13 protein-coding genes are annotated in these 22,620 nt (G+C 56.5%); 1 reads left to right on the top strand and 12 read right to left on the bottom strand.

Annotation, left to right across the window (positions count from 1 at the left end):
- Window positions 1–13: 13 nt before the first annotated feature.
- The 7 genes from CAF77_RS17430 to CAF77_RS17400 all read right to left on the bottom strand — a co-directional run bounded on the left by CAF77_RS17430 (window position 14) and on the right by CAF77_RS17400 (window position 12,160).
- Window positions 14–865, bottom strand: coding sequence for an SIR2 family protein (locus CAF77_RS17430; RefSeq protein WP_170928966.1), 852 nt, complete (start codon window positions 863–865; stop codon window positions 14–16).
- An 11-nt stretch (window positions 866–876) separates the two neighbouring features.
- Window positions 877–1,923: a DUF262 domain-containing protein gene (locus CAF77_RS17425; protein WP_085654941.1), complete on the bottom strand. Its 1,047-nt coding sequence runs from the start codon at window positions 1,921–1,923 to the stop codon at window positions 877–879.
- Between the two features lie 127 nt (window positions 1,924–2,050).
- Window positions 2,051–2,440 (bottom strand): nucleoside 2-deoxyribosyltransferase domain-containing protein, encoded by a 390-nt coding sequence (locus CAF77_RS17420; RefSeq protein ID WP_085654939.1) that lies wholly within the window; start codon window positions 2,438–2,440, stop codon window positions 2,051–2,053.
- On the bottom strand, window positions 2,424–3,116 hold the full coding sequence (locus tag CAF77_RS17415; RefSeq protein ID WP_085654937.1) for a hypothetical protein: 693 nt from the start codon (window positions 3,114–3,116) through the stop codon (window positions 2,424–2,426). The genes CAF77_RS17420 and CAF77_RS17415 overlap by 17 nt, the downstream gene beginning before the upstream one ends.
- Window positions 3,106–8,541, bottom strand: a complete 5,436-nt coding sequence (locus CAF77_RS17410; protein WP_085654935.1) for an FtsK/SpoIIIE domain-containing protein — start codon at window positions 8,539–8,541, stop codon at window positions 3,106–3,108. The genes CAF77_RS17415 and CAF77_RS17410 overlap by 11 nt, the downstream gene beginning before the upstream one ends.
- A complete protein-coding gene (locus tag CAF77_RS17405; protein ID WP_085654933.1) occupies window positions 8,535–10,088 on the bottom strand; it encodes a hypothetical protein in 1,554 nt (517 codons plus the stop codon). Before CAF77_RS17405 ends, CAF77_RS17410 begins: the two co-directional genes overlap by 7 nt.
- A complete protein-coding gene (locus CAF77_RS17400) occupies window positions 10,085–12,160 on the bottom strand; it encodes a hypothetical protein (RefSeq protein ID WP_085654930.1) in 2,076 nt (691 codons plus the stop codon). The genes CAF77_RS17405 and CAF77_RS17400 overlap by 4 nt, the downstream gene beginning before the upstream one ends.
- A 550-nt stretch (window positions 12,161–12,710) precedes the next feature.
- On the opposite strand from CAF77_RS17400, the gene CAF77_RS17395 reads away from it, so the two are divergent.
- The gene (locus tag CAF77_RS17395) at window positions 12,711–13,247 is read left to right on the top strand and encodes a hypothetical protein (protein WP_256576161.1); all 537 of its coding nucleotides are present in this window, start codon (window positions 12,711–12,713) and stop codon (window positions 13,245–13,247) included.
- A 9-nt stretch (window positions 13,248–13,256) separates the two neighbouring features.
- Here CAF77_RS17395 and CAF77_RS17390 read toward each other — a convergent pair whose 3' ends face one another.
- From CAF77_RS17390 to CAF77_RS17370, 5 genes are read right to left on the bottom strand one after another with little or no spacing between them, the layout of a single operon-like run.
- Window positions 13,257–14,069, bottom strand: coding sequence for a YfaP family protein (locus tag CAF77_RS17390; protein ID WP_064382200.1), 813 nt, complete (start codon window positions 14,067–14,069; stop codon window positions 13,257–13,259).
- Window positions 14,070–14,072: 3 nt separating this feature from the next.
- Entirely contained in the window at window positions 14,073–15,692 is a 1,620-nt protein-coding gene (locus CAF77_RS17385) for a DUF2300 domain-containing protein (protein ID WP_085654926.1), read from the bottom strand.
- A gap of 1 nt (window position 15,693) precedes the next feature.
- On the bottom strand, window positions 15,694–20,259 hold the full coding sequence (locus CAF77_RS17380; RefSeq protein ID WP_085654924.1) for an alpha-2-macroglobulin: 4,566 nt from the start codon (window positions 20,257–20,259) through the stop codon (window positions 15,694–15,696).
- Window positions 20,256–20,921 carry a DUF1175 domain-containing protein gene (locus CAF77_RS17375; RefSeq protein ID WP_085654922.1) on the bottom strand — a complete coding sequence of 222 codons (666 nt, stop codon included), beginning with the start codon at window positions 20,919–20,921 and terminating at the stop codon, window positions 20,256–20,258. Before CAF77_RS17375 ends, CAF77_RS17380 begins: the two co-directional genes overlap by 4 nt.
- Window positions 20,891–22,603, bottom strand: a complete 1,713-nt coding sequence (locus CAF77_RS17370) for a DUF2138 domain-containing protein (RefSeq protein ID WP_085654920.1) — start codon at window positions 22,601–22,603, stop codon at window positions 20,891–20,893. Before CAF77_RS17370 ends, CAF77_RS17375 begins: the two co-directional genes overlap by 31 nt.
- Between the last annotated feature and the right edge of the window lie 17 nt (window positions 22,604–22,620).

Here is a 22,620-nt window from a genome sequence, read left to right as displayed (position 1 = left end):
AGAAAAACTAGAACTAATCTGCACCGAGGGCCGTCAGAAATTCTGTTAATTCAGAATAATTATCTGCTTTACTAACAGTAATTAACTGAATCTTGAAGTCATTCAACCACCGATCACGCTCGACCTGAGTAACATCTTCTTCCGCCATCAAAGCATAGTGGGTTGGGCCTGCACCTGGCGAAAAAGAATCTGCGATATAACTTAGAAGCAAAGAAATCTCAGGGTCCGTCATAGACGCCCCGACGAATACTACAGTGAACATTGTAAACATCGCAGAAAGCAGGCTTTGATAGGCGCGCTGATTAAACAATAAATTTCTATAATCGGCATCAGTCAATATTATTTTATTACCCAGCTTAGTCGCATCTCCATGAGCTTTAAGTATAAAAAACTCCCGCCTAGACAATCTGCGCTGAACCTCACCTGTATCTGTAAATGAGCAGACCGACACATCATCATCAACCTTTCGATATGCCCTCTCCAGTAAGGTGTCATAATTCGTCGTAACCACAAACTGCAGCTTGTCCAGCGAAACAAGTGCGTGGTGCAAAGGAGTTGGTTTCGGCTTAGGAGCGATAAATGTCTCTTCGATAAATGGATCGAAGTGACTCCTAAGATTATCCTTAAGACCAGAAGCAACCATCAAAAACTTTTCTGGACGTGCAACGAGCGCTCGGTACTCTGCCTCCCGCGCGCTGTCTATGACACGATGCGCCACGGCCGAATCAATCATTTTAGTTAGCAACTCACTCCAAAGCGGAAGGCCTGCCCCTTTGGACGCACCAGCCCCGACTAAGACAGCACAACGCCCAGCGACGTAAGATTGTTTCAGCGCATCAGGGATTTTTGTCGGATCGAAAGCCATCATTCACCCCCTCAAATACAGAAAGCGCGCAATGAAACATTACGCGTCTTTAAGTTCGCATGCGTGGCCCCTTGTGCTCGAAAGGCCATGATGTAGTCGTACAAAAGCTTATTCCAGAGTTTATTTGCTCGAGACTGTTTATGAGCATCCTGAAGAAGACTTTCCGGGTATCTTGTATACTGTCGGCGAAGCGACTCAAACTCGCTAAAATTATCTGCCAACTCCTCTGCGTTAACTTCAATGCCAGCAAGTTGTTGCTGCATGATCAACCATGTAAGGTCAACGAAAAGCCACTTTTGCGTCAGACGATGACCAAGACAGCCGTCAACTTCCGCCAACACAGTCAAAGCCTCACTGACCCTTGACGATATTCTGAGTACATCTGCCGCTCGATCAACCCCAAATTCAACAACCATTTTCTTTAGATCGGGAGCTTTGATATTCCTTTGCCCGTCGTATGCAGCCATAGCAAATAGATGACTGACGTAATCCTGTCGTTTATAGCGAACATCTGGAATCCTTGACGCTGAAAAATACTCATGACCCGTCGCAATCGAATCAATCATGTGACGTAGAGGCCCCATCATGGCGTTGCGCAACTCAGCGGGGTTGAGCGCTACACCTAGCTGCAGTCTAGCAAAGAGATTGGTGATCTCATCGTTCGTTGCCGAAATGATCTCAGCCACACTAACCTCAAACACATCAAACTTATCACGTAGCAACTTAGGCAGCTGATTAAAGGTTTTCCCATGAATAACGTGACCGCAAATAGGCGGCAGCGCGTCTGGGTGCTCAAGCGAAAGCTCTCCAGAACGAAACTCCCAAATCGCCCGCATGCGCTGCTGCCCATCCACTGCATCGTAGTGATGAGCTCCATTTGCTGGAAGCTTACGTAGATAAATTTTGGGGATATCCATGCTGCGAAGCATTGAATCAATAAGCAGAGCCTTCCGTGGTGCTTTCCATGCGGCTCCACGCTGCCAAACCGGATTCAAATTTATTGACGCACGCAAACTAATCAGTTTGCTTATCGGCAACGTATACTGCTTAATCTCCATGAATTACCTTCTAACCTCAACCATTGATCACAGCACACTTAACGTGAACATCAGAAGCAGCGTAAAATTATTCAAGCGCGATTACAACCTGTTCCACCACTACCGCGCAGCCTATAAAGCCGAATAACTAACTCCGCTCAGACCCTTCAATATACTCAATAGCCTCGTCCAAATTTTTGAACACCATAGTTGAGCATTGCCGAACCATTTCAAAATAACGACTAATGGAAGGATCATCAATTTGGTCGACAAAATAAATTAGTTTTCCATGAGCCCGCGCAAAGCCTACCTCTAAAGCTAACGAATACCCGCCTGGATTAGAACCCTCCATATTCGCCAGTACAATATCTGCCTCTTTAACAGCCTCCAGGTCCCAGCGAGTATACTCTACCGAATCTTCGATGTTATGAGCACTAGGATCTAATAAGTTAAAACCTTTGAGCTTAGACTTCACAACAGACTGCCAACCGGAACGAAACCCGCCGGCCAGGTATATTTTTTTATGGGTTACCGACATTGGAATCCCTCTTAAATTTTAACTCTGCAACAGCTATCGAAAATGGCGTATTCATTGCTCTGGAATAAAAAGCATCCGCTTGCTTAAATAGAAAAGCAGTCGCACCAAACAGCAAAACAGCTTGTACCCACCAAGGAGCAGCACGATCATAGCCATACAACAGTTCTGGGAGGGCAACCAAACACACGAGATAGTCGATAACAATGAGAAGCAACGCTGTCCCGACACCACTGCATAGTAATGAGATGAACATAAATCTTCGCCCAAGCAATGCCGCATCATCTGAAACTGACAACGCAACACTTCGAAGATCATGAAACTGCCAAGCACTCTGATCGCCGCCCTGCCTAGAGCTCACCAACTCGCTAAATAGTTTATAAGACTGCCGCCCCCTCGCTTTGGACTCATCAAAGGCACCTATCAATTTAAAAGAACTAAGCAATGGCTTTACAGCAATTTCATTTACAGCTAGCAAGAGGTGGCCTAAAGCAAAAAGCAAGCCCGCCATCGTCAAGGCTGCGCCAGCACCTTCACTAAACTTGACTAGCGATTTGATATGCTCAGGCCCCCAATGCATTATGACCAACCCAGTTGCTAGCACAAGGCCTGGCACCCAAGCACCGATTAGGTCATTGAAGAACTTTGTAATGGTCTCAACTGCGTCATCAACCTTCACCGTTCTCTCCATACTCAATATTATCAAAGCAGATAGCCGCGACCGCTACTTCGATATCTTGATCTGAAAGGAAAGGTGCTTGAGCATAAACCAATCCCTGCTCTCCATTGAGCTTGGCTGCAAGATGGCCTCTCCCCAACAACAACTCCGCGCCTGGCCGATCTAGTGCTATTTTTGAGGTCGCCTCACTGGATACTTTCAAGATAAGGCGATTACCCAAGTTTTCACGAAGCTGCATCGGCATCACATCTTTGTCCGGACGCTGTGCGGCGAAAATCAAATGAATACCGGCCGCCCGTGCTTTTACCCCCAACCTTTGAACTGCAGCGCCTACTGCTGATTTGTACGCATCGTCGAGCATCCAATCAGCAAACTCATCGTGAACCAGAAAAACCATTGGCAGACGCTCTTCGATAGAGACTTTAGAGTTATAGGTTGGTAGGTCGCGGGCTCTGGCTTTGGCAAATGCACGGTAGCGATCCTCCATCTCTTGAACCAGAGCATCTAGAACTTCGGCAGCTTTGTCTTTGGTGGTGACAATCTCATCGCGCATATGAGGCAAGTCAGCCAATGGAGCGTAATCCACCCCCATCTTGGGATCGATCAAGATAATTTGCGCCAGCGCCTTGGGATTGGTTGCAGCGATATCCAAAATAAGAGCCTGGATGAGTACAGATTTTCCACTACCTGTTGCCCCAGCTACTAATGAGTGCGGCTCATGCGATGAAAGCCCGCCGAACTCAGCCCCCAGATTCAAATACAGCAACGCGCCGTTAATTTCCTGCAGACCCAACAGGAACGAGGTGTTAATACCCGCAACGTTTCTATTGAGTTCTCGACGTGACCAAAGCTCCCAAAGCGACACAGCCTGCCGTTTTCCGCCAGCGACCGTCACCACGATCTCGCCTGGCTTAGGTTGAACAGTTACTAAATTGATAGCATGAGTAGTGAGGAGCTGTGTTCTTTTATTCTCTATATCTTCGACACGTAAGCGATCAGAGCCCGCCAGACGAACGAGACAACCGTTTGGAGTCAAGCGAGTGCCGAGGATAGCTGCCTGAAGACCGTAGCTATTAAGCGCAGATTTGAGCTTTTTAGAGACCTCTTGAGCCCACTCCTCCCGCTCCGCATCGGCTTGGGCACCACCAGAGAACTTAGACGCGACCAGATCAGAAAGCCCGCCCCCGAAGTAACTGGTCGCAGCGAAAAGCTGGTCAGAAACTGAATCAGTATTAGCATTAGCTATAGAGGCAGGAGGCGGCTCCTCCATCAGAACCAAAGGCGTGGTCCCTGGGTAACTGGGCGGAGCCTTCTCGCCATCTTTGCCTAGCGAAGAGACGTCCTCAACAAAGGTATCCATCTTTCCACTCGATAGCTGCGCCATTGCGGCCAACCAAGGCACTCGCGGAGCAGGTAATTTAAAGCGGTGCCCACCCCAAGGCTGCTGAGCTCCAAGCGCTGATCGAACTTCGTGACCACCTGAACCTTTGGCATACGCTTCGGCGAGCTTTCGCAGATCCGGCCTATCGAATATCTCTTGCCAAGCCATCACGTCGTCTGTCTCATCCAAAAGCTCTTGCTCAGTAGATGATGCAGCCCCCGCGTCCGAGGTGTGGATGTAAATGTGCGAATAGCCACGCAGAGAAATTTCTACATCACCCTCTCGTAGCTTGGCACGAGCGCGCTCCATCAAGCCCGTCATACCGGGCGGAATGTCGGCATCTAACAGCATGTCGGCCAAACGGGCTAACCAAACATCCCGGTCAAGACGACCAGGATCACCAAAAAGAGCTTCACGGAACATGCCCAAAGTTGCCAGCAATTGATCCTTGGAGCCTCGTCGAGCCTGAGCTAGCCCATCGGCACCGACATATTTCGACTCAACAATGGAAATGACGACGCGGACGGTATCCTCGTGTTCCTCCACGTTTAGTGCCAATATGTCCGCGATACGGCTTTCAGGTTGGGATAACCAACTCGCGTAATCGTCGAGCAGGAAATAGGCGGTCAAGACATGCCCACCTTTCGCGGAAGCCAGGAACTCCTCCGCGAGCAAGTAACGACTTAGCACAAGGCCAAGCATCTCTCCCGCAGAGACACCTCGCTTCGCCGCCCTTAGTACGATATCTCCGGAGACTGAAAGCGCGTCGCGCTTTGCCTTGTCGGAAGCAGCCTGAATCTCATCGGACCCAAGCTGAAGATTCAACTCTTCCAATCGCCTGCGAACCAACACGCCCAACAATCGGAGCTCCGAGGTCGAGCTCACTATCATATTGCGCCCATTAGTCGAGTTACGACGGTAGCGCACCACTGTGATGTTGTTGTGCTGGAGCTGCCGCTTGTCGAGTAGTTCATCGTAGGTGGCCACCCATTCGGCCAACTCGTGCGCGTCCTTAATCATTGCAGCCAACGCTGGACTTTGTAGCGAAATACGGCGCGCAGGTAAGAATCGTTCCTCAGGCATAGCATCCGTCTGGCGGCAAACTGCCGCGACAGCCGATACATACGCCCATCCTGAAGCCGTTTGCCATGGACAGACTAGGAATGTGGTCGACTTCAGCTCGTTTTCGCCCGACACGCTCCGGTAGGACCAGCGCGAGGGTGCATGATCCAAGTTTGGCCGGTCATTGGTCCACTGTACGGGGAGCCACTCTGTTTGAGCCTCCCGTGCGACTACGTCATGTAGGAAAGCAACATCGAAAGCCTTAAAGCCTTGCGCACTCTCGCTGGGAGTCGCAGAGAGAGGAGTAACGGAAATACGCAACTTCGAGATGAAGTTGTCGCTGGTCTCGCTAACCACTGGCAGATCAGGGTCGTCCCCGGCCTTGTTGACCAGCTCGCCATACACTCGTCGCAGCTTTCCTGGATCCGAGTGACGAACAGAAACGCTACATTGGAGCTTGCCATCCTCTTGGATCGCGGAGAGCTCCCGCACGGTGGCCAGCGGCAACTCGGCTGCATCGGCGTTATATAGCACGACGCTAAGGTTGCTTGCCTCATGCGGCTGCAAGCCGACATAGCGCTCCAAAAGCTCACGCGCCTGTTTGGCTGCAGCCGTCGGATCGACGTCGGTCATAGCTTCCGCAGTGCCACGCGTGGGAGCCTCCAAAAGGCTATAGCCGTTGACTGTACTGCTTTCCGACACCAACGCGAAAGCTCCGCCCCGATTGAGAACCGCGATCTCTGGATAAAACGGATGAGCAATCTCGTCTGAAAGCTCCCGCATGAAAATCTCGCGGTCGCCATAGAGAATGCTACCGCTGGAAAGCAGATGGGTGGCGAAACCAGCTACGCGTCGTGTTTTTACCGCAAGGCCCTTCATTCGTTCCGGATGCCACGGGGGAATGATCATTGCGAGGTTATCGCCTGCAATCCGAACAGTGCCAACGGATAGTACTTCAGAGACCAGTCGCGAACGACATACATCGCCACGGGCATGCGCCATCAAGGAGTTCAACAATTCGGCATAAGACTCCGCTTGACGCATAACGGCATCGCCGTGCAACCCGGTCGTGACGAAGTCCTCCATCGCCTTGAAGTAGTCCTCCTCGAATTTATCCCAAGAAGCCTTTACCTCATTTTGCTGATGCGTCGTCAGCCTACCCTCCTGAGCAAGCTCCTTGATCCGAGTCTTAATTAGATGGCGCAAGCTTTGGAGCTTACTGACCGCAGGGACCAGTGACCCTGCATCAGTCGAGTAAGTCGCCTCCAACGTCCCGGTATCGAGCAATGAGACGTTTTGCACACCCCCCTTCTTGCTCACTAACTTCCGGGGGACTTCAGTACAACCTACTGCCCCCTTCTCCAAGAGGCGACGCATGTCGGCGGCCAACGATAGGCCAATCACCGCTGGCTTGTAGCTCCAAAGGAGCTGTGTCTTAGCCAACACAGTCTCTTTATCCTTAGCAACCTGAATCAAAGCCACGTCAAATTTGATCTGCAGGGCTAAGCGCGATAACGATAGATTCGGACGAATCTTGCTCTTCTTATCGTTCCGAAGTTCCTTTTCCTCGGCGAAAAAGGCTTCATAGTCGAAGAGGGGATCGGGCAAATTTGCATTTCCCATCCGCTCAACTTTCCACTCTACTTTGGAGCCCATGAGCTCCTTTAAACCACGGTACATAGCCGAGAAGTAGCTGCCGGCGTCGTAGTTAAATCGCTCGCGCCACTCCTTGCGACCCTTAGTCACGGTGAAGCGAAGGATCCTCTCTCCTTCTGGATCGCGCAGGCCAGCATGCAAACTGTTTACCACACGGGCGAAGCCTTCGAAGAAGTCATTGCAGTCAATGGGCTTGCCATAGAGAGCCTTTTCCCAGCGCGAGCAAAGTTTGGCGTCTTGCTCCAGGAGTCTTCGCTGCTTAACGAAAAATTCTTCGTCCTCTTCAGTGAAATCTGAGCGCCGCTCACGGCCTTTCAAGTCCTCCAATAGCTTGCGGCCCTCGGTATCAAGCGAGTCCTCCTGATCGCACTCATGATCGAAGAAGCGAATTGTCGACTCTGCTAAGCCGTGTTGCTGTTCTTTGGGCTTGTCGAAGGCAAGGTAGACTCCATCGCTTTCCCACTCGAATTGGGCAAGGGCTTCGGATGCCTCCTGATCTCCAGCAGGAGCGGCGGCGAAGGCATAGAGAGCTTGGCGAGCCCCCTCCGAAATTTCTGCAGCATTTGCCTCGACTCGCTCGAGGATCTCCTCCGAGTCAAGAGATTGGCCATTCTGGCGGAGTTTTTTGAGCAACGGCGCACGCTGACCAAATAGCTTGATAAAAGCTTTGTGCCAGGGCTTGCGCGAATCCGCGAAAGTTTTGGCATTCGAGAAAAAAGTGCTGTCTCTGGGGAGTCCGGAGCATGGCAATGCAAAGCCAACCGCATCACGGATGGGTAGCCCATGCGTCGCGATAGCCTCGACAATTGCAGAGCAAAATTCGCCAAGCTGCACAAGCGAAAGTTCCGAGGACGCTAACAACCCGGCAAGAGCTGCATGGAACACCGCTCGGTCGTCGGGGACTGGCGAAATGCCGCCAGAGTGTAGCGTAGCCTCGACCCATGGCTCAGGATCAGCTCGCATCTCCTTGGCGCCGATGGCCATGACGTGACCCAAAGTGTCCGCGAGATTGTGTTCGTTGCCATTGGCCGTAAGGATCGCAGCCTTGATAGTCAGAGCATTGTTGCGCACGTAGCCTGCGTTATGTGGAATCAGAATGTTAGGCGGTAGGCCTTGGCCCCCTACCAAGGCCTCTGGGATCATGAGATCTACTTGGGCAAGCAGATCCGGATTGGCAAGGATTGCTCGCACGACTGCTGCAATTTGACTAGCTGAAAGCTTATCTAGCCTGAAGAGCGCGGCCAAATCACCAGACTGGCCAGGAGTAGATATGCGCTGGGCAAGAATGTTCGCGCCAACGCGGCCAATAATGCGATCGGTCAGCATGCAGCTTCTCCCTGAAACACGAACGGATTTTCTACAAACGAGCAAGAGTCGGAGAGCCTTCGTACCAAGCCCAAACTGACGAGACGGGCTTCAAGATTGGTTCGGTTCTCGCTGAGCTCTTCTTGGTCAACTAGCTTGGCGCCGACCAGGCGCGCGCCCTCTGCATCACCAATAACCAGACCATAGCGGAACTTGGCTTCGGCGAGAAACTCATCGAACTGCATCCGATCTTCAACGATGGAGACCACTATCGACTTAAGCAACCTATCGTTCGGGGCGTAACGAGTGCGCCTTGAAAGCCGTCGAGAGCTGAGCCCGATAGCACGCGACCAAGACGCGTGAATCTTGCCGACATGCTGCGCATGACGCGCTAAGGCATTCTCTACTAGTTTGGCAACCAACTCTTCTGGACTCTTATCTGCGGAGTCCTCATCGTCGCCGCCGTCAGTCGGCGGCCACTGGAAGCGATCACGCATGAGTTTCACACGCTCAGCATCCGGATATTCCTTGGATTCAGCCGCAACCCATCCAACGTCTAACCGGATTGACTCTACGTGAGCCCGCACTGCCTTTGCTGGTAACCCTTGATTGAATTGATAGCTATCGCCAGAAAGCGCTCGCACCTTCGTGCGCTCCTTCGAGACGATTTCGCAAACAAGTTCGACCGGGTCGTCATCGCCCGCCACCCGCTTAGCCCGCTCTAGGAAATAGAGCAGCATGTTCAAGCCGGTGATCGCAATCAAATGCTCCAGGGCATCATAGATCGGCATATCCTTGTTCAAGATAGACAACCAGTCGTCGCAAATTTGGTCGAATCGGCTATTGGCAGCCTCTGGTAAATAACCCGAAAGTCGAGGTTCTTCGGCACTCTGAGGCGTACCCTGAAGAGCCCTGACTAAACGATTCATCGGTGCCTCGTGATCAAATAGACGCCTAGCAAGGCTGTCACCGAGCTCCGCTCCGCGCTTGGCTCGTGAGAGCATGAGATAGAGCAACTCACCTGTACGAGCAAAGAAGCGACGATCATTGCTCATGTTCCCTTTCGCATTGATCGCTAGATCCTCATAAAGAGCATCAGGACCGAAAGGAAAGACGAACTTGGAACTCCAACGTTTGTTGCTGCGAGACTCAAATGATGAGGACCGCAGTAGTTCAATTGCCTTTGCAAAATCATCGAAGTTAGTGAATGAGCGGCGCAGATAGGTCATGTCCTCATCACCATTACCTGTTGCACCCTGCCTAAAACGATCAAACCACTGCTTCCATTTCTCCTCATCAGATGCGGCGCTATCCGCAATTGATTCGACGTAAGGATTGTTGAACAGCAGCCCACGTAAACGGACTTGCCGCTGTGGCTTGAACATGACCGAGCCGCCCTGCTCTTGGTGAGGTCTGAGAGGATGATCCATGTTCGAGCCAAGTACGCCCAAGAACTCCAGAACAGTCAGGTGAGGAAGCTGCTCATCATAAAGTCGATGCCCCCAAATGTTCTCGTCGACACAAAAGTCGACGCTTTTAATCTCAGGCCTCTTGATGATTGCACTCATTCCGAGACCCTCACAGTAACTGGGCGCGAAAACCCGCGACCACCAGGTTCAATATCGATGAAGTTAAGTGTCAGTACGGAGGCTTCACCTCCTGCTTCGTCGTCATCGCCAGCCACACTGGCCTTCTTGACCATCTCAGCCTTACGCAAGAGCTTTGCCTTGAAAGCCATCAGATCTTCGAGACATTCGTTGGAGAAGCTCGCAGGCAAAGCCCCCTCAGCCACTCGCGAGAGGAATTCATGACGGATCGGCGTCAAGTCAAAAACAACAGAATTGCCCGAACCCACAGCGAGAGAAACGTCGAGTCGAGGGCGACCAGTCTCCTCGACAAGCCTAATCGCCATACCAACTCCGCCTTGTCTACGGGAAAAAGTCTCATAGTCACAAAGCACGCTTACCCGGCTTTGGGTAAAACCACCCGAACTTGCAATGAAGATGCGATCTTCGTTTTCGAGGAGAAGTCCTGTTAATACTCGGTTGAGGCCCTTAGCAATGCGTCCGCGAACCACTTCGCTCACTGGCTTCTGCACTTTGAGCGCCTCGATAATCTCCAAGTAGTCCCCAGCAAAGCAGAAAGCTGTCATCGACCAATGCGGATAGCCTCCCTCCCCATCAGGAAGGGTGAAGAAAAGCCTGCGACGCTGGCCCTCGAGCATTGCCAAGAACTCGAGGGCGCCACCTTCCAAACGGGACCCCTCATACCCTTCCAAATAGGCGTCTTGGGCAGCGCGAAAGGCAGCAGTGGCACCATAAATCGGATCGCTCGCAACCAAGCGCCCGAAGTCGGCTTGCAGTCGCGAGTCATCTTTGCCATAAACCAGCAACCCATCAGCAGCATTGGTGGACTCATCGCCCACTCCAAAGCTGGACATCGCCTTGAAGATGGGACGGTCAGAGGTTCTTCGCTTAAGAAGATTGGCTCCGAAGGCATTGGCATAGACACTTGCATTGCCTAGATCGCCTCCCTCCTGGATCTTCGCTACATCGGCACAGGTCAGTAAGTTGTCCTTCGCCTGCTTAGCATCTGAACAACCTAGGATCATATTCGAACAGAGCGCAAGTAAGTCACGTATAGGGAGGTGCAACCCATTGTGCCTGGCAATTTCAACCAAATCGCCCAAGCGGCGGGAGAGCTGACCACCATCTGACGCACCCAAAAGTCTTCGGCGATTCTCGTCGATAGGACAAACTCTATCTTCAGCCTGAAGTGTGCAGCGTTTGCAGTTGTCCCACTCGGGATGCCCCGCCACAGCCATAGCCACCTCTTCTAACGTTTTGCGGCTAGTAGAGCGGCTAAGATCGAACACCGCCAGACGCTCAGGAGCCGGGCCGGCCTGTAAGAAGCGCTCTTGCAGTGGTTTACGAAGTGGGTGATCACGCTCTTGGCGCCTACCTAAATCACGGAGACGATCAAGAATTTGACCATGGTTTGCGGCAAGGATCACGACCTCAGAGTCATCGCCCTCTAGCACCGACCTTTCAAGTCGTTGCAATGGCAAATCGCTCTCCTCGCCATTGAGCTCGGAAAGATCCTTGATGAAGACTGCCAAGCGCCCATCCGACAGATGCAACTCCTTCACATTTCCCTTGGCGGCCCAAGCATTGGGATCCCCACCAATACGCTCCCACAAGGCACGGCAGTGGTACGTCTTACCATCTCCAGCGGTACCTGCGATCAAGATAGATCCCAGTGCCTTCGATTCAATGTGTCGAACCATGTCCTCTAAAAAAGGTGCTGAAAGGCTAATTGGTTTGACCCTTGCCTGTGCCAACGCCCTCGAAACATACTCGTCGAACATCGCTAAGTTGGTCGATGACGGCCCGTAGCTACGCAAAAAATGAACCCACGCAGTTGCTGGCGGAGCCTCAACGTCAGTACGCCGCACGGAGCCGCCACGACCTTTACCTGCCTGCAGTACCCTCTGATCAATCAGTGCGTCACGAGTTTCCCAATAAAACTCATCAGTTAACTGGGGGAAGAGAATTCTGAGCCTCTCTAGCAGCGACTGGTTGCCAATACTAGAGCCATCGGCGGGAACGGCGGCCAGCAAGGCCTCAACCAACTCATTCATTCACAACACTCCCCTGCAGCCCGGGGTAACACGGGCCTACCAAAATAAAATATGGCTACAAAAAAACTGGAAGGAATCAGAGGGATACTGACGCTAAGGGCCAGGCAAAATCCCGCGCCTATGGAGAGCCATCCCTGGAGCATTGCAACCAATCAACCTACGATACCAATCACCTTATCCACTGCTAAAGCATGGGTAAAGCCAAAGTCACTGCTTTTTGCCATCATGGATAGTTTACAGAAGCATGATCGTCGGACACTGGTGTTTTGGCCACATGGCTGCGACCTCTGCAGACCGGTTTACGAGCAGGCCCGTAACTCTTGCAAACGCAACCTCCATGCCTGCAGCTGAGGTATGCTGATTGAAAAGAGGCCCCTACAGCATCCACTGAGACAACGCCTCGGGGAAGTGGGGGGATAAATGGGGGGATAAAATAAAAAATTAAAGATAAATCGCTATAAATCAATGAATTAGCAATCATAAAACGCCGCCCACAAGCCGGCTTTTTAATGCCTGTTGGAAAAGTGATTTTCGAGAAGCGTTCAGCCAATTGCTGATCAACACCAAATTGTGCGGCAGGTACTTGCACAAATGTTCAGTGAAAAAGCGCTTGGCAACTTCGATGCTTAATACACTACAAGGACGTTCAAGATTGTTCCCATCTACCCTGAATTCACGCCTGAAATCCGTCGGACTGGTTTCGACCATATGCCTCAGCCTGACAGCTTGCGTGGGAGTAGGCATCTCCCTCCCGGAAAAAGTCACACTGAAAACCGACGCCTACAGAGCGCAAAGTTACCGCTCATTCACCCCGCAGATCACCCGAACAGCAAGATCAACTCCCACCCGCGAATGGTGCGGGATCACTATCTGGGCGCTGGTGATCCCGGTGCCGTTGAAAATGCCGGTGTGCAATTCGTACGACGAGCAATCTTTTGGCAGCGACGAATTCGGCAAGGAAGTCGTTCTGCTCAACACGCAACAAACCGTGCCCTCCCCGCTCTACGCCTGCGGCCCACTCATGGTGCTGGGGCCAATCGTTCACGGTTACGAAGGCAATGCCCTGTGCGGTGTTTTTCCTAAATGAACAGATGATTCACGGATAACTAAACGACTTCACCAACGTCAATTCCCCCACCGCCCGCATCGGCACGATGAAAGTCTCCATCTTCTCGCTAGGCGTCCCTTCCTCGGTAATCACCGTCACCTGCGCGGTGGTCAACGGCTGCACCGCCTCTTCCCCTCCCTCATCATCCCCGCGATAGCCACCGCCAAAATAATTCACATACACCAGATACTGCCCCTTGATCGGCGCCGGCATGGCGAAGATTTCCGGGCCGTAGCCGGTGGTCACGTCGACGTCCAGAGCAGCGCCATTGGGGGCAACGCGATCGCCATACCAGATGTGCGCGCCATCAGGCGTGACCAAGTGCAGGTCGAGGTCAGTGCCATCGCTGTCCCACGCCAGCAACACCCGCAACTTGGCTGGAGTAGCGCCGCCACTGGTGTTGAGGAACTGCGTGCGGTGCCGTTGCTGGCCGTCCGGGCTGCGGACTTCGACGCTGTTGCTGCCGTTGGGAAAGGAGAACGGGCGGTCGAAGCGGCCGCTGTCGTCGATTTTCAGCGGCATGCTGACGCCATTGACGATCAGGCGTCCGGGCTCTTTGTTTTTCGGTGTGGCTTTGATTTCGCCGCTGATTCGGGCGGTGTTGGCCTGGCCGATCGGGGTGCTCACCGAGGAGGCCGGGTAGTTGACGGTCTGGCGAAAGCTTTCGCCCTCGCCTTCGGGCGCGCCGCTGCGCCAGCCGCCGACCGGGGTGTCGAGTTTGACGCCGTCAGCGGCGTTCACCGACGAAACAGCGGCAACTACGCAGAGCAACAGCAAGACCTGTGGATAACGGAGTGTCATGGTCTATTCCAGCAAAAGGTGACGGGCGAGCCCTTCGATATAGGTTTCATCCTGGCCGTTGGGGTGTGCTTCAAAGGCCAGGTGCAGGTATTCGTGAGTCAGGTCGAGGCGGTCCTGCAAGGACAACACGCCGCGCACATAGATGCGCTGGCGTTCGCGGTCGACGAAGGGGCGACCGAAGGCGAGTTTGCAGACGGCGAACGTGCTGACTTCGTTGTAGCCGGTTTCGCTTTCCAGCCTGGGACGCCAGCCGCGCCGCTGTTTTTGCAGCCAGTCCTGCGCGGCAGGCAGCGCTTCGCAGGACGCCACCGGGTTGTCCCAGCGGCTGAGGCTGGCGCGCGGATAGGCGTGCAGCAGAATCGCGTCGTAACGCTGGCCGGCATTGGCTTGCTCGACCGCTTGTTGCCAGGCCAGTTTGTCCGGGCCGGGTTGATCGGAGTGATAAGTGACGGTGCTGCCCGCCAACACCAGATCCGCCGTCCATGCGGCGATGTTGCGGGATTCGACGGAAGCAGGACGCGGTGCAACACGTTGGCGGGTGCTGCTGTCGTCGATGCTCAAACATTCGCCGTTACGTGTGGCGTTCTGCAGCAGATACGTGCGGATTGCCACGGCCAAGGCTTTGGCGGCTTCGGCGGGTTCGGGCTTGGCTTCACGCTCCAGCACACGGGCGACGTACTCTTCGCGATCCAGCCGCGCCACAAGCTTGTCGTTGAGCAGAAACAGCTCGCCGTCGCTGTGGATGTCCAGCGCATTGCCGTTGGCGAATTCGACGCGGTAATCACCCTGCAACGGGCCGGAGGTCACCGCTCGATTACCGGCCAAAACCCGCGAAACCGGATATCGCGAGAACAGTCCGACTTCGACACAACGCCCTGCTTCCGCCGGCCATGACGTGGGCAACACCGTCGCCAACGCCGAACCGTAACGCCGCAAAACCATCTGACTGGTGCCCCGGCCACCCGCCCAGATCGGCGAGCCGTCCGCCGTCCAGCCGGCGAATCCGCCCTGGCGTGATTGCGGGTCCTGATCGCCAAGCCAGCTCCAGGTTTTCACCCGCAAGCGCCCGCCGAGCTCACCGACGACATTGTCGTCCGAGGCGTTCAGCACCACGTCGAGCAGCACACGACGCATCTGATCCTGAGCCGGCAACCAAGACAAAACCTTCAGCAAGTCAGCCACGGACACCCGAGTAGCCGGCTGCACCGATGGCAGGTCCAGCAACCACGACGGCGCCTGTCGTGCCTGCCAATAGGTTCTCCAGTCGCCAGCGGTTATGCCCAGCCGCGCCGGCTCGAAATACAGCCCGCAGGATTTCACCAGCGCCTGATCACGCTCGATCTTGCCGCCAGCGGTGCAGCAATAGACTTCTTCCTTCGACTGCCCGCGACATTCATATGCAGGCTCCCGCGCACCGGTATCCACCAGCCACGCATAAACGAACACCTTCCACAGACTGCCCAGCGGTGTCTCCAGCGACGAAGGCATTGGCTCGCGCGCCGTCAATTGCGAGGTATTCAGCGACAGCAGTTCGCCCTTGTAGGCCACGCGCAACGGCTCATCCTGCGCCGTCGCCAGCGCAGGAATCACACACATCAGCAGCCAGACCAGCGGCCGGGTCATGTCAATTGACCGTGACCTGACCGAGGGCCGCTTTCGCTTCGCGGGCCTGATGCTGCGGCGCGTAGACCTGAGTGAAACGCACCGGCGGCAGGTTGAACTGACCCTTCTGCGAGAAGCGCACCAGATGGCGCAGACGCAATTCACCGCTCAACGCATCCACCGGCACCGCGTAGGCCAGTTGGCCCGGTTCGAACCGCGCCTTCTCCAGCGCGGTCGGCTCGGTGCCGTCCTTGCCCTGCAACTTGATGCCCCACGTGGTGCGCTCGACATCGGCGCCCGGCGGCAACGGCAATTCGAGCATGCCGTAGCGCAACGGTTTTGGTGCCTTGCTGGTGAGGATCACCTCGTCCAGATACAGACTGTCGCTGGACAACGGCTTGCTGCCGACCGGCTCCAGTTTGAAAGTGAAGGCTTCGTCACCCGGTACCAGACGCGACAGGCGACGAGTGATGGTCACCGCCATCGGATCGACCGCCGGTTGTTGAGTCTGGAAGCTCAGCGCGGCACGCAACGGACGCTCCTGAGTGCCCGACACCGACAACACGCTCGGCACCGGCGCAGCACCCTGCCACGTCCAGTACATCTCGCCGGTCGCGCCGTAATTTTTCTTCCAGCCTTCGCCCGGTGCCAGCGCGATGGTCGGCGAGGCTTGGGCGATGCTGCGTTGCAGCCAGGTCAGCGCGAGCGCACGTTCGAGGGTCGATTGCTGCGGCAACAGGCGTTGCAGCAGCGCGTTCGCACGAGCCTGATCGAACGGTTGCAGCGACAGGTTCAGCGCTTCGGCAAACGGCTGCGAGCTGACCGACAAGCGCTGTTGTGCTGCGCCCAACTGACGATTGAACGCGTCCGGCAGAGCAACTTTCGACTGGGTCGCCAACGATGCGGTCAAGACCCGCGCCGCCGCCAGACCCAGCGCCGAATCCGGATCGCCCATCACCAGGCTGTCTTCGCCGTCGTCCATCAGGGTTTCGGCATTGCCTTCCCCGGCCTTGGCCAGATCCTCCATCAAACCGCTGAGCAGCGTGTTGACCGGCAAATGCATCTGCTTGGCGAACGACAGGATCAGCGCCCGTTGCAGCAATGGCGTGTTCGGCGCCTGCTTGGCGTAGACCTCCAGCACCCGCTGCCAATGCTCCGGCGGCAAGGTCAGATCCAGCACCTGACTGGCGTTCCAGTCGGCGTAGTAGGCGTAAGCGGTGAGGAACGCATCCGGCTCACCATCAAAGCCCCACCAGGTGAAGCTCGCCGACGGGCCGGCCATTTGCACCAGACGCAAGCGGCTGTTCTGCATGATCAGGCGCAAGCGGTCGCGGATCTGCGGGCTCGACGCCAGCGACGGATAAGCGATGCTCAGCGGCAGCAAGCGGCTGGCGGTCTGTTCGACGCCGCCGTACGGATAGCTGAGCAGATCGTCGAGGGCCGAACGGAACAGCGCTTGCGGGCTGTCATCCAGACGCAGGCGAATGTCGGTGGCGTCTGCCGGCAGGCTCAATGGCGTGTCGCCGCTGGCCACGTCGAGACTCTGGGTCTGCGTCACTTGCCAACCTTCGCCGGTGGCGGTCAGGCGCACCGCGAGGGCATCGGCGGTCTTGCCGTCCTGCACCAGTTCGGCGGTCCATTCGCCGGTGGCCAATGCGAAGGCCGGCAGCGGCAGGTAGTTGATGCCGTTGCTGAGGGTCACCGGCAGACGCTGTTCGGCGCCGGCGTAGTGCGTCACCAATTCAGCCTTGACCGGTTTCTCGGCCTGGCTAAAGGCGAACACACCGAGTTGCGGCTGATCGCCCTTGCGGAATTTGCTCGGCCCGCTCCACTTCAGGTACAGCGGTTTTTCCGAACGGACGAACTGCTTCTTTTGCCCGACCTGACCGTCATCGGCAATCGCCCGCGCAGTGATGCGCCAGCGGGTCAGCGAGTCCGGCATCTTGAAGGTGAAGCGAGTCTTGCCGTCGGCGTCGGTCAACAGCTCCGGTTGCCATGCAGCGGTGTCGACATCTTCGCGACGCGGCCGCTCCAGCACTTTCACCCCACGCTCGCTGCGGTTGGCTTTGCCCGGTGCGCCGGGGCTGCCCGGCAACGCCACGTCGTAGCTGATGAACGACAGGCTGGCGCTGGTGCGCACGTTGTTGCGGCGCGGGTGGTAGAAGAACTGGTCGATGGTCGGCGCGACTTCCGGTTGCAGCGCGTAGACCATTTCATCGACCACGCTGACCGTCAGGTGCGCCGGCACTGCCTTGCCGGCGAACTGCGTGGTCAGATCGACCGTCACGGTATCGCCCGGCTGATAGGTGTCTTTGTCGGTCTTGATCGCCACATCGATCTGTGGCGCAACAACCTTGATCCCGGCATTCTGGAAGCTGTACTGACCGCCCTTGGTGTAGAGCACCGAGAACGTCAGGTTCGGCGCGAAGTTGTCCTTCACCGGAATACGTGCGCGGTATTGGGTGTCGCTGAGCTTTTCCAGTTTCAGCCAGTCGCCGCCCTTGGCCAGCAGCGCGGTGGCTTCGACCTTGTCGCGCTCCAGCGACAACAGTGCATCACTGACTGGTTCGGGGAAGGTGATCAGCGCCAGCGCTTCGTCGCCGGCCTTGTACTCGGGTTTGTCGAGGACGATTTCCACGGTGCCCGGCACAGCCTTGACGCCATCGCCGGTGACCGAATGACCGGTCGCGCCCAGCACTCGGCCGTGCTGATCTTTCAGCGACAGGTTGTAGGTGCCCGGACGCTCGAAGGCCACGCTGAAGCCTTTGTCTTTCGCTGCCAGTTTGCCTTCGCCGGTGGTCTGGTCTTCCAGACGCACCCAGCTGTAGCTGCTCGGCACCACGGCCTGCGCCTGTTGGCTGCCGCCCTCGTTGGCGTAGCTGAACGCGACCTTGTCACCCACCGCGCTGAAGCGCTGCGGCGCAGTCAGACGGAAGCTGGCAGCACCGCGGTCGATGAGGATTTCTTTGGTGGTCTTGACCCGGTACGCCGCGCCATCGCTGGCGAACACGGTGAGCATGTAGCGGCTCGGTTTGTCGGCGGCCGGCAGGTCGAGGCTCGCGTTGCCCTTGCTGTCGGTGGTCAGTTCGGTGCTGGTCAATTCCACCGGGAATTGACCGAGGTATTGCAGCTCGTTGTCGACCATCGACAGTTGCTGAGCGCGCAGGCTCAGGGTCAGTTTGGCGTTGGCCACCGGTTTGCCGTCCGGGTACAGCAGCACCAGGCTGCCTTTCACCGGTTCGCCGGTGCGGTAATCCTGCTTGGCCAGATTCAGCGAGATTTCGAAATGCGGCTTGATGTACTCGGCTACACGGAACGCGCTGCTGTAGGCCTGATCCTTGTAGTTGAAACGCAGCTCGTAACCACCGGCCACGGCGTTGTCCGGCAACTGGAAACGGCCCTGAGTACCGGCCTTGGAGTCGAGTTTCAGATCGAGCCGCTGCAATTCGGTGCCAGTGGCATCGAGCACGCTGACATTGACGTCCGCCGCCCCCGGCAACACCGAGTCCCGCGCATTCTTGAATTCGCGGCCGACGATTTTCAGCGACACCCAATCACCCGGGCGATACAACGGCCGGTCGGTGAACGCGTAGAGTTTGGTGTCGTAGATTTCGCTGTCGTAATAGAAGTTTTCCGAGACGAATACGCCGCCCTCTTCGTCCTCGCCGATCACGAACGAACGCTCGGGGCTGACGTGTTTCAGGCGCAGCAGACCATCGGTGTCGGTGGCGCCGCTGCTCATCACGCCGAGGCCGTCGGTCCACAGCACATTGACCTTCGGCACCGAACTGCCTTCGTGTTTGCGCGCGGCCCACACCAGCAATTCATCACCGGCAATCTTGCTCACCGCCACGGTGTTGGAAACGAAAACCATGGTGGTCGCGCGGTACTTGCCGATCAGCGCTTCGACCAGATAGAGGCCCGGTTTCAGATTGCCCAGCGGGATGTAGACGTTGCCCGGCGCGACGCTGACGAACTCGCTGGAAGACCCGGCCAGATTGACGCCGGTCGGCGGCTGGATCGGTTTGGCCTGCCACAGCGGATAGCGGAACTGGCTGACCACCGGCAGGCCCGGAATCAGGGCGAATTGCGGTTGCGCGTCATAAGGCGTAGGCGCGGCGATGGCATTGCCCATCTTCAGCTCCGGCACTTCCTCGGTGACTTGCTGACGCGACTCGTAGGAGAACGCACGCTGCATCACCCGACGGGACTTGCGGTACCAGTTGTCCCACAGGTACGCCAGGGTGTTGGACAGGCCTTCGCCCTTGAACTGGCCGTCGCTGACCACGCGGTGCAGGTTCTTCTGGCGCTTGAGGAAGTCCAGCGGCTTGTCGATCTTGTACACGCGGATGTCGGCGCCGCCGTAGGGTTCCATGCGGAATCGACGGTAGTCGCGACCCGGCGCTTCGAGGCGCACCACTGCCTGTTCGTCGGCGGCGAAACTGCTGTCGGCCAGCAGGAAAAAGCTCTCACCGGAGACCGGCGTATAGCCGCTCGGCTCCACGGTATCTTCAGCATTCACAGCCGAAAACGGCAGGACTGACAGCAACAGAAAAGGCAGTAAACGCAGCATGCGGGCACCGGTCATTGGGAGAGAAAGTTCAGTCGATAGACGCCGATGAAGTTGGGGTTGGCTGCGTCGGGTATCCATCGGGTGTCCTTCCATGTCATGAGTTGCTGCAGGCTTGCCGAACGCATGCCGTTGTCGGTTGGGGTGGTCGTGCCGGTGTGATAGGCGATGTAGCGGCCCATCCAGATCATCAGGTGCTGGTCGTCGCCCTGATCGAAAAACATCAGATCGCCGGGGCGTGCCTGGGACACGTCGCGGCCGATCAGATGGCTGTTGAACTGAATCAGTTTGATCGCATTGACGTAGGGCCCGACCTTGCCGCCGCCCTGCTGCCATTGTTGGGCGAGCTTGCGCTGATCGGCGCTCAGGTCCAGCTCCGGCGGCAGGTAGCGGTTGGACACGCCATTGCTGCGCAGCCATTTGTCGTCGTGGACTTTCAGCGCTTCGTTGGCGGCGAAACGCACCAGCCCCGCGCAATCCTGCTGATACCAGCGCGGGCTCGGGCCTTTGCTCAATTGTTCCTGAGCGATGCGCACGAACCAGGCGCGAAAGACCTGGGATTGCGCAGGATCGAGGGCCGGCGCCTCAGCGGCTCGGGCACCGGCGCTGAGCAACAGCGCCAGAAGGCCAAGGCTGCGAATCAAACCAGTCACAGCGCTTTCCACTCCAGCGGCAGCCATTGCCAGTGCCCGTCAGGCTCGCTGCCTTCCGGCAAGGTCAGGGCGTATTTGCCCATGCCGCCGAGGGTGCGCAGTTTCGGGATCAGGTAGGTTTGCGCGGCGTTGTAGAACACCGGCTCCATGTCCTGCGGCAGGCTGTCGAGGGTTTCCTGCTGGATCAGTTGCGCCATTGAGTCCGGGCCGAAGTAGATCGGCATCAGCACGTCTTTGGGCAGCACGTCGGCCATCGGCGGGAAGCGTTTGTCGAGGGTGCCGAGGGCCTTGTCGACCAGTTTGTCGTCGAGGGAAAACAGCAGCGTCGAACCGTGGCGCGCCAGGCTGACTTTCATGAACGCACGGCCGGTGATCGCGTCCGGGTTCTCGGCATCCTTGGCCGCGTACGGGCCGAAGTTGGAGCTGACCTGACGTTGCCAGAGGTGGCTCTGGCCTTCCTGTTTTTCCACCACGGGGAACGCGTGCTCGTCGACCTTGCCTTCGTAAGCGCCGACCATCGAATCGAACAGCGTGCCGATATCCGCGTCGAGCTTGCCGTTGTCTTCGTCGTTCAGGCTGGCCACCAGCAATGGCGTGTACAGCCGCGAATCGGCGTACCAGCACAAGCCCGCCGCACCGGCCACGTGTTCGGTGAGTTTCTGCGCCACAGCTTCTTCGGCGCCGAGTTTCACCAGCAGCGGTTTTTGCGGCTCGGCAGCGACCGGCAGCGTCACGCAGGCACTGGCGCCAAGCGGCATGGCTTGCCAGACCGGTTTGAAATCGAAGTCCGGCTGGTTTTCCAGCTCATCCATGGCGAGATAGCTGTGCCAGCCCTTGTCGTCCATGTCGAAACGCAGGCCGGCGAAATTCGGGATGAAGCGCTGATAACCCATGGCCAGGACGCTGGAATTGACCGACAGCCGCTGCTTGGTTTCCGGCGTCTTGGCCGGCAACCCGAACGCTTCGGGGAACAGTTTTTCGCCATTGAGCAAGGCCGCCAGCGCCTGCGGCGAAACATGGCCGGACTCCTCGGAAGCACCACTTTCCGGGTCGTAGAATTTGGCCGGATTGGACAGCACCACCAGTTTGTCGCCACGGGAGGCGAACAGCAGGGATTTGCCGGCGTTGTAGGTCAGTTGATACAGCGGCACTTCGTCGCCGCCGACTTTCAGGGTGCTGAGCACGCTCAGTTGCGAATCATTCAGGGCGACTTTCGCCAGCGGCTCCAGCACCTTGGCCAGACCGCCGCGATCCATCACCAGCAGGAAATCCTTCAGCCGACCATCGGCGCCGCGCCACAACGCCACGTCTGCCGGTTGATCGAAGAGCTGCTCGATCAGGCTGTCCTGCAGCTTCAAGTCATGCTCGTAGATGATCCGCCGCAGACTGCCGATCAACCCGAGGCGGTCGGCGTGGGTTTCGTAATAGAAGACGAAATCCTCGGTCAGCGTGGCCTTGAGGAACGGCACTGTCAGCAGGTCCTTGGGCAACTGGCTCAGGGAGCGGGTTTCCAGCAGCGCGTCCGGGCGGCTCAGGCCAAGTTTGTCACTGGCCAACTCCGCTGGTGGTGCCTTGGGTTTGTGCATCAGCCAACCGAGCCCGCCCGCCACGCCGGCGACAAGGCACAGCCCGACCGCCAGTAACGGCCAGCGCCGGGAAGGTTTGCCGGCAGGTGTTACGGCGGCCGGTGCAGCAGAGTTATCGCTCATCTTTCCAGAACCCGAGT

Source organism: Pseudomonas sp. R15(2017) (assembly GCF_002112685.1).
GTDB lineage: Bacteria > Pseudomonadota > Gammaproteobacteria > Pseudomonadales > Pseudomonadaceae > Aquipseudomonas > Aquipseudomonas glycinae.
Note: the sequence above shows the minus strand (reverse complement) of the source record. Positions and strands in the feature narration are given on the sequence as shown.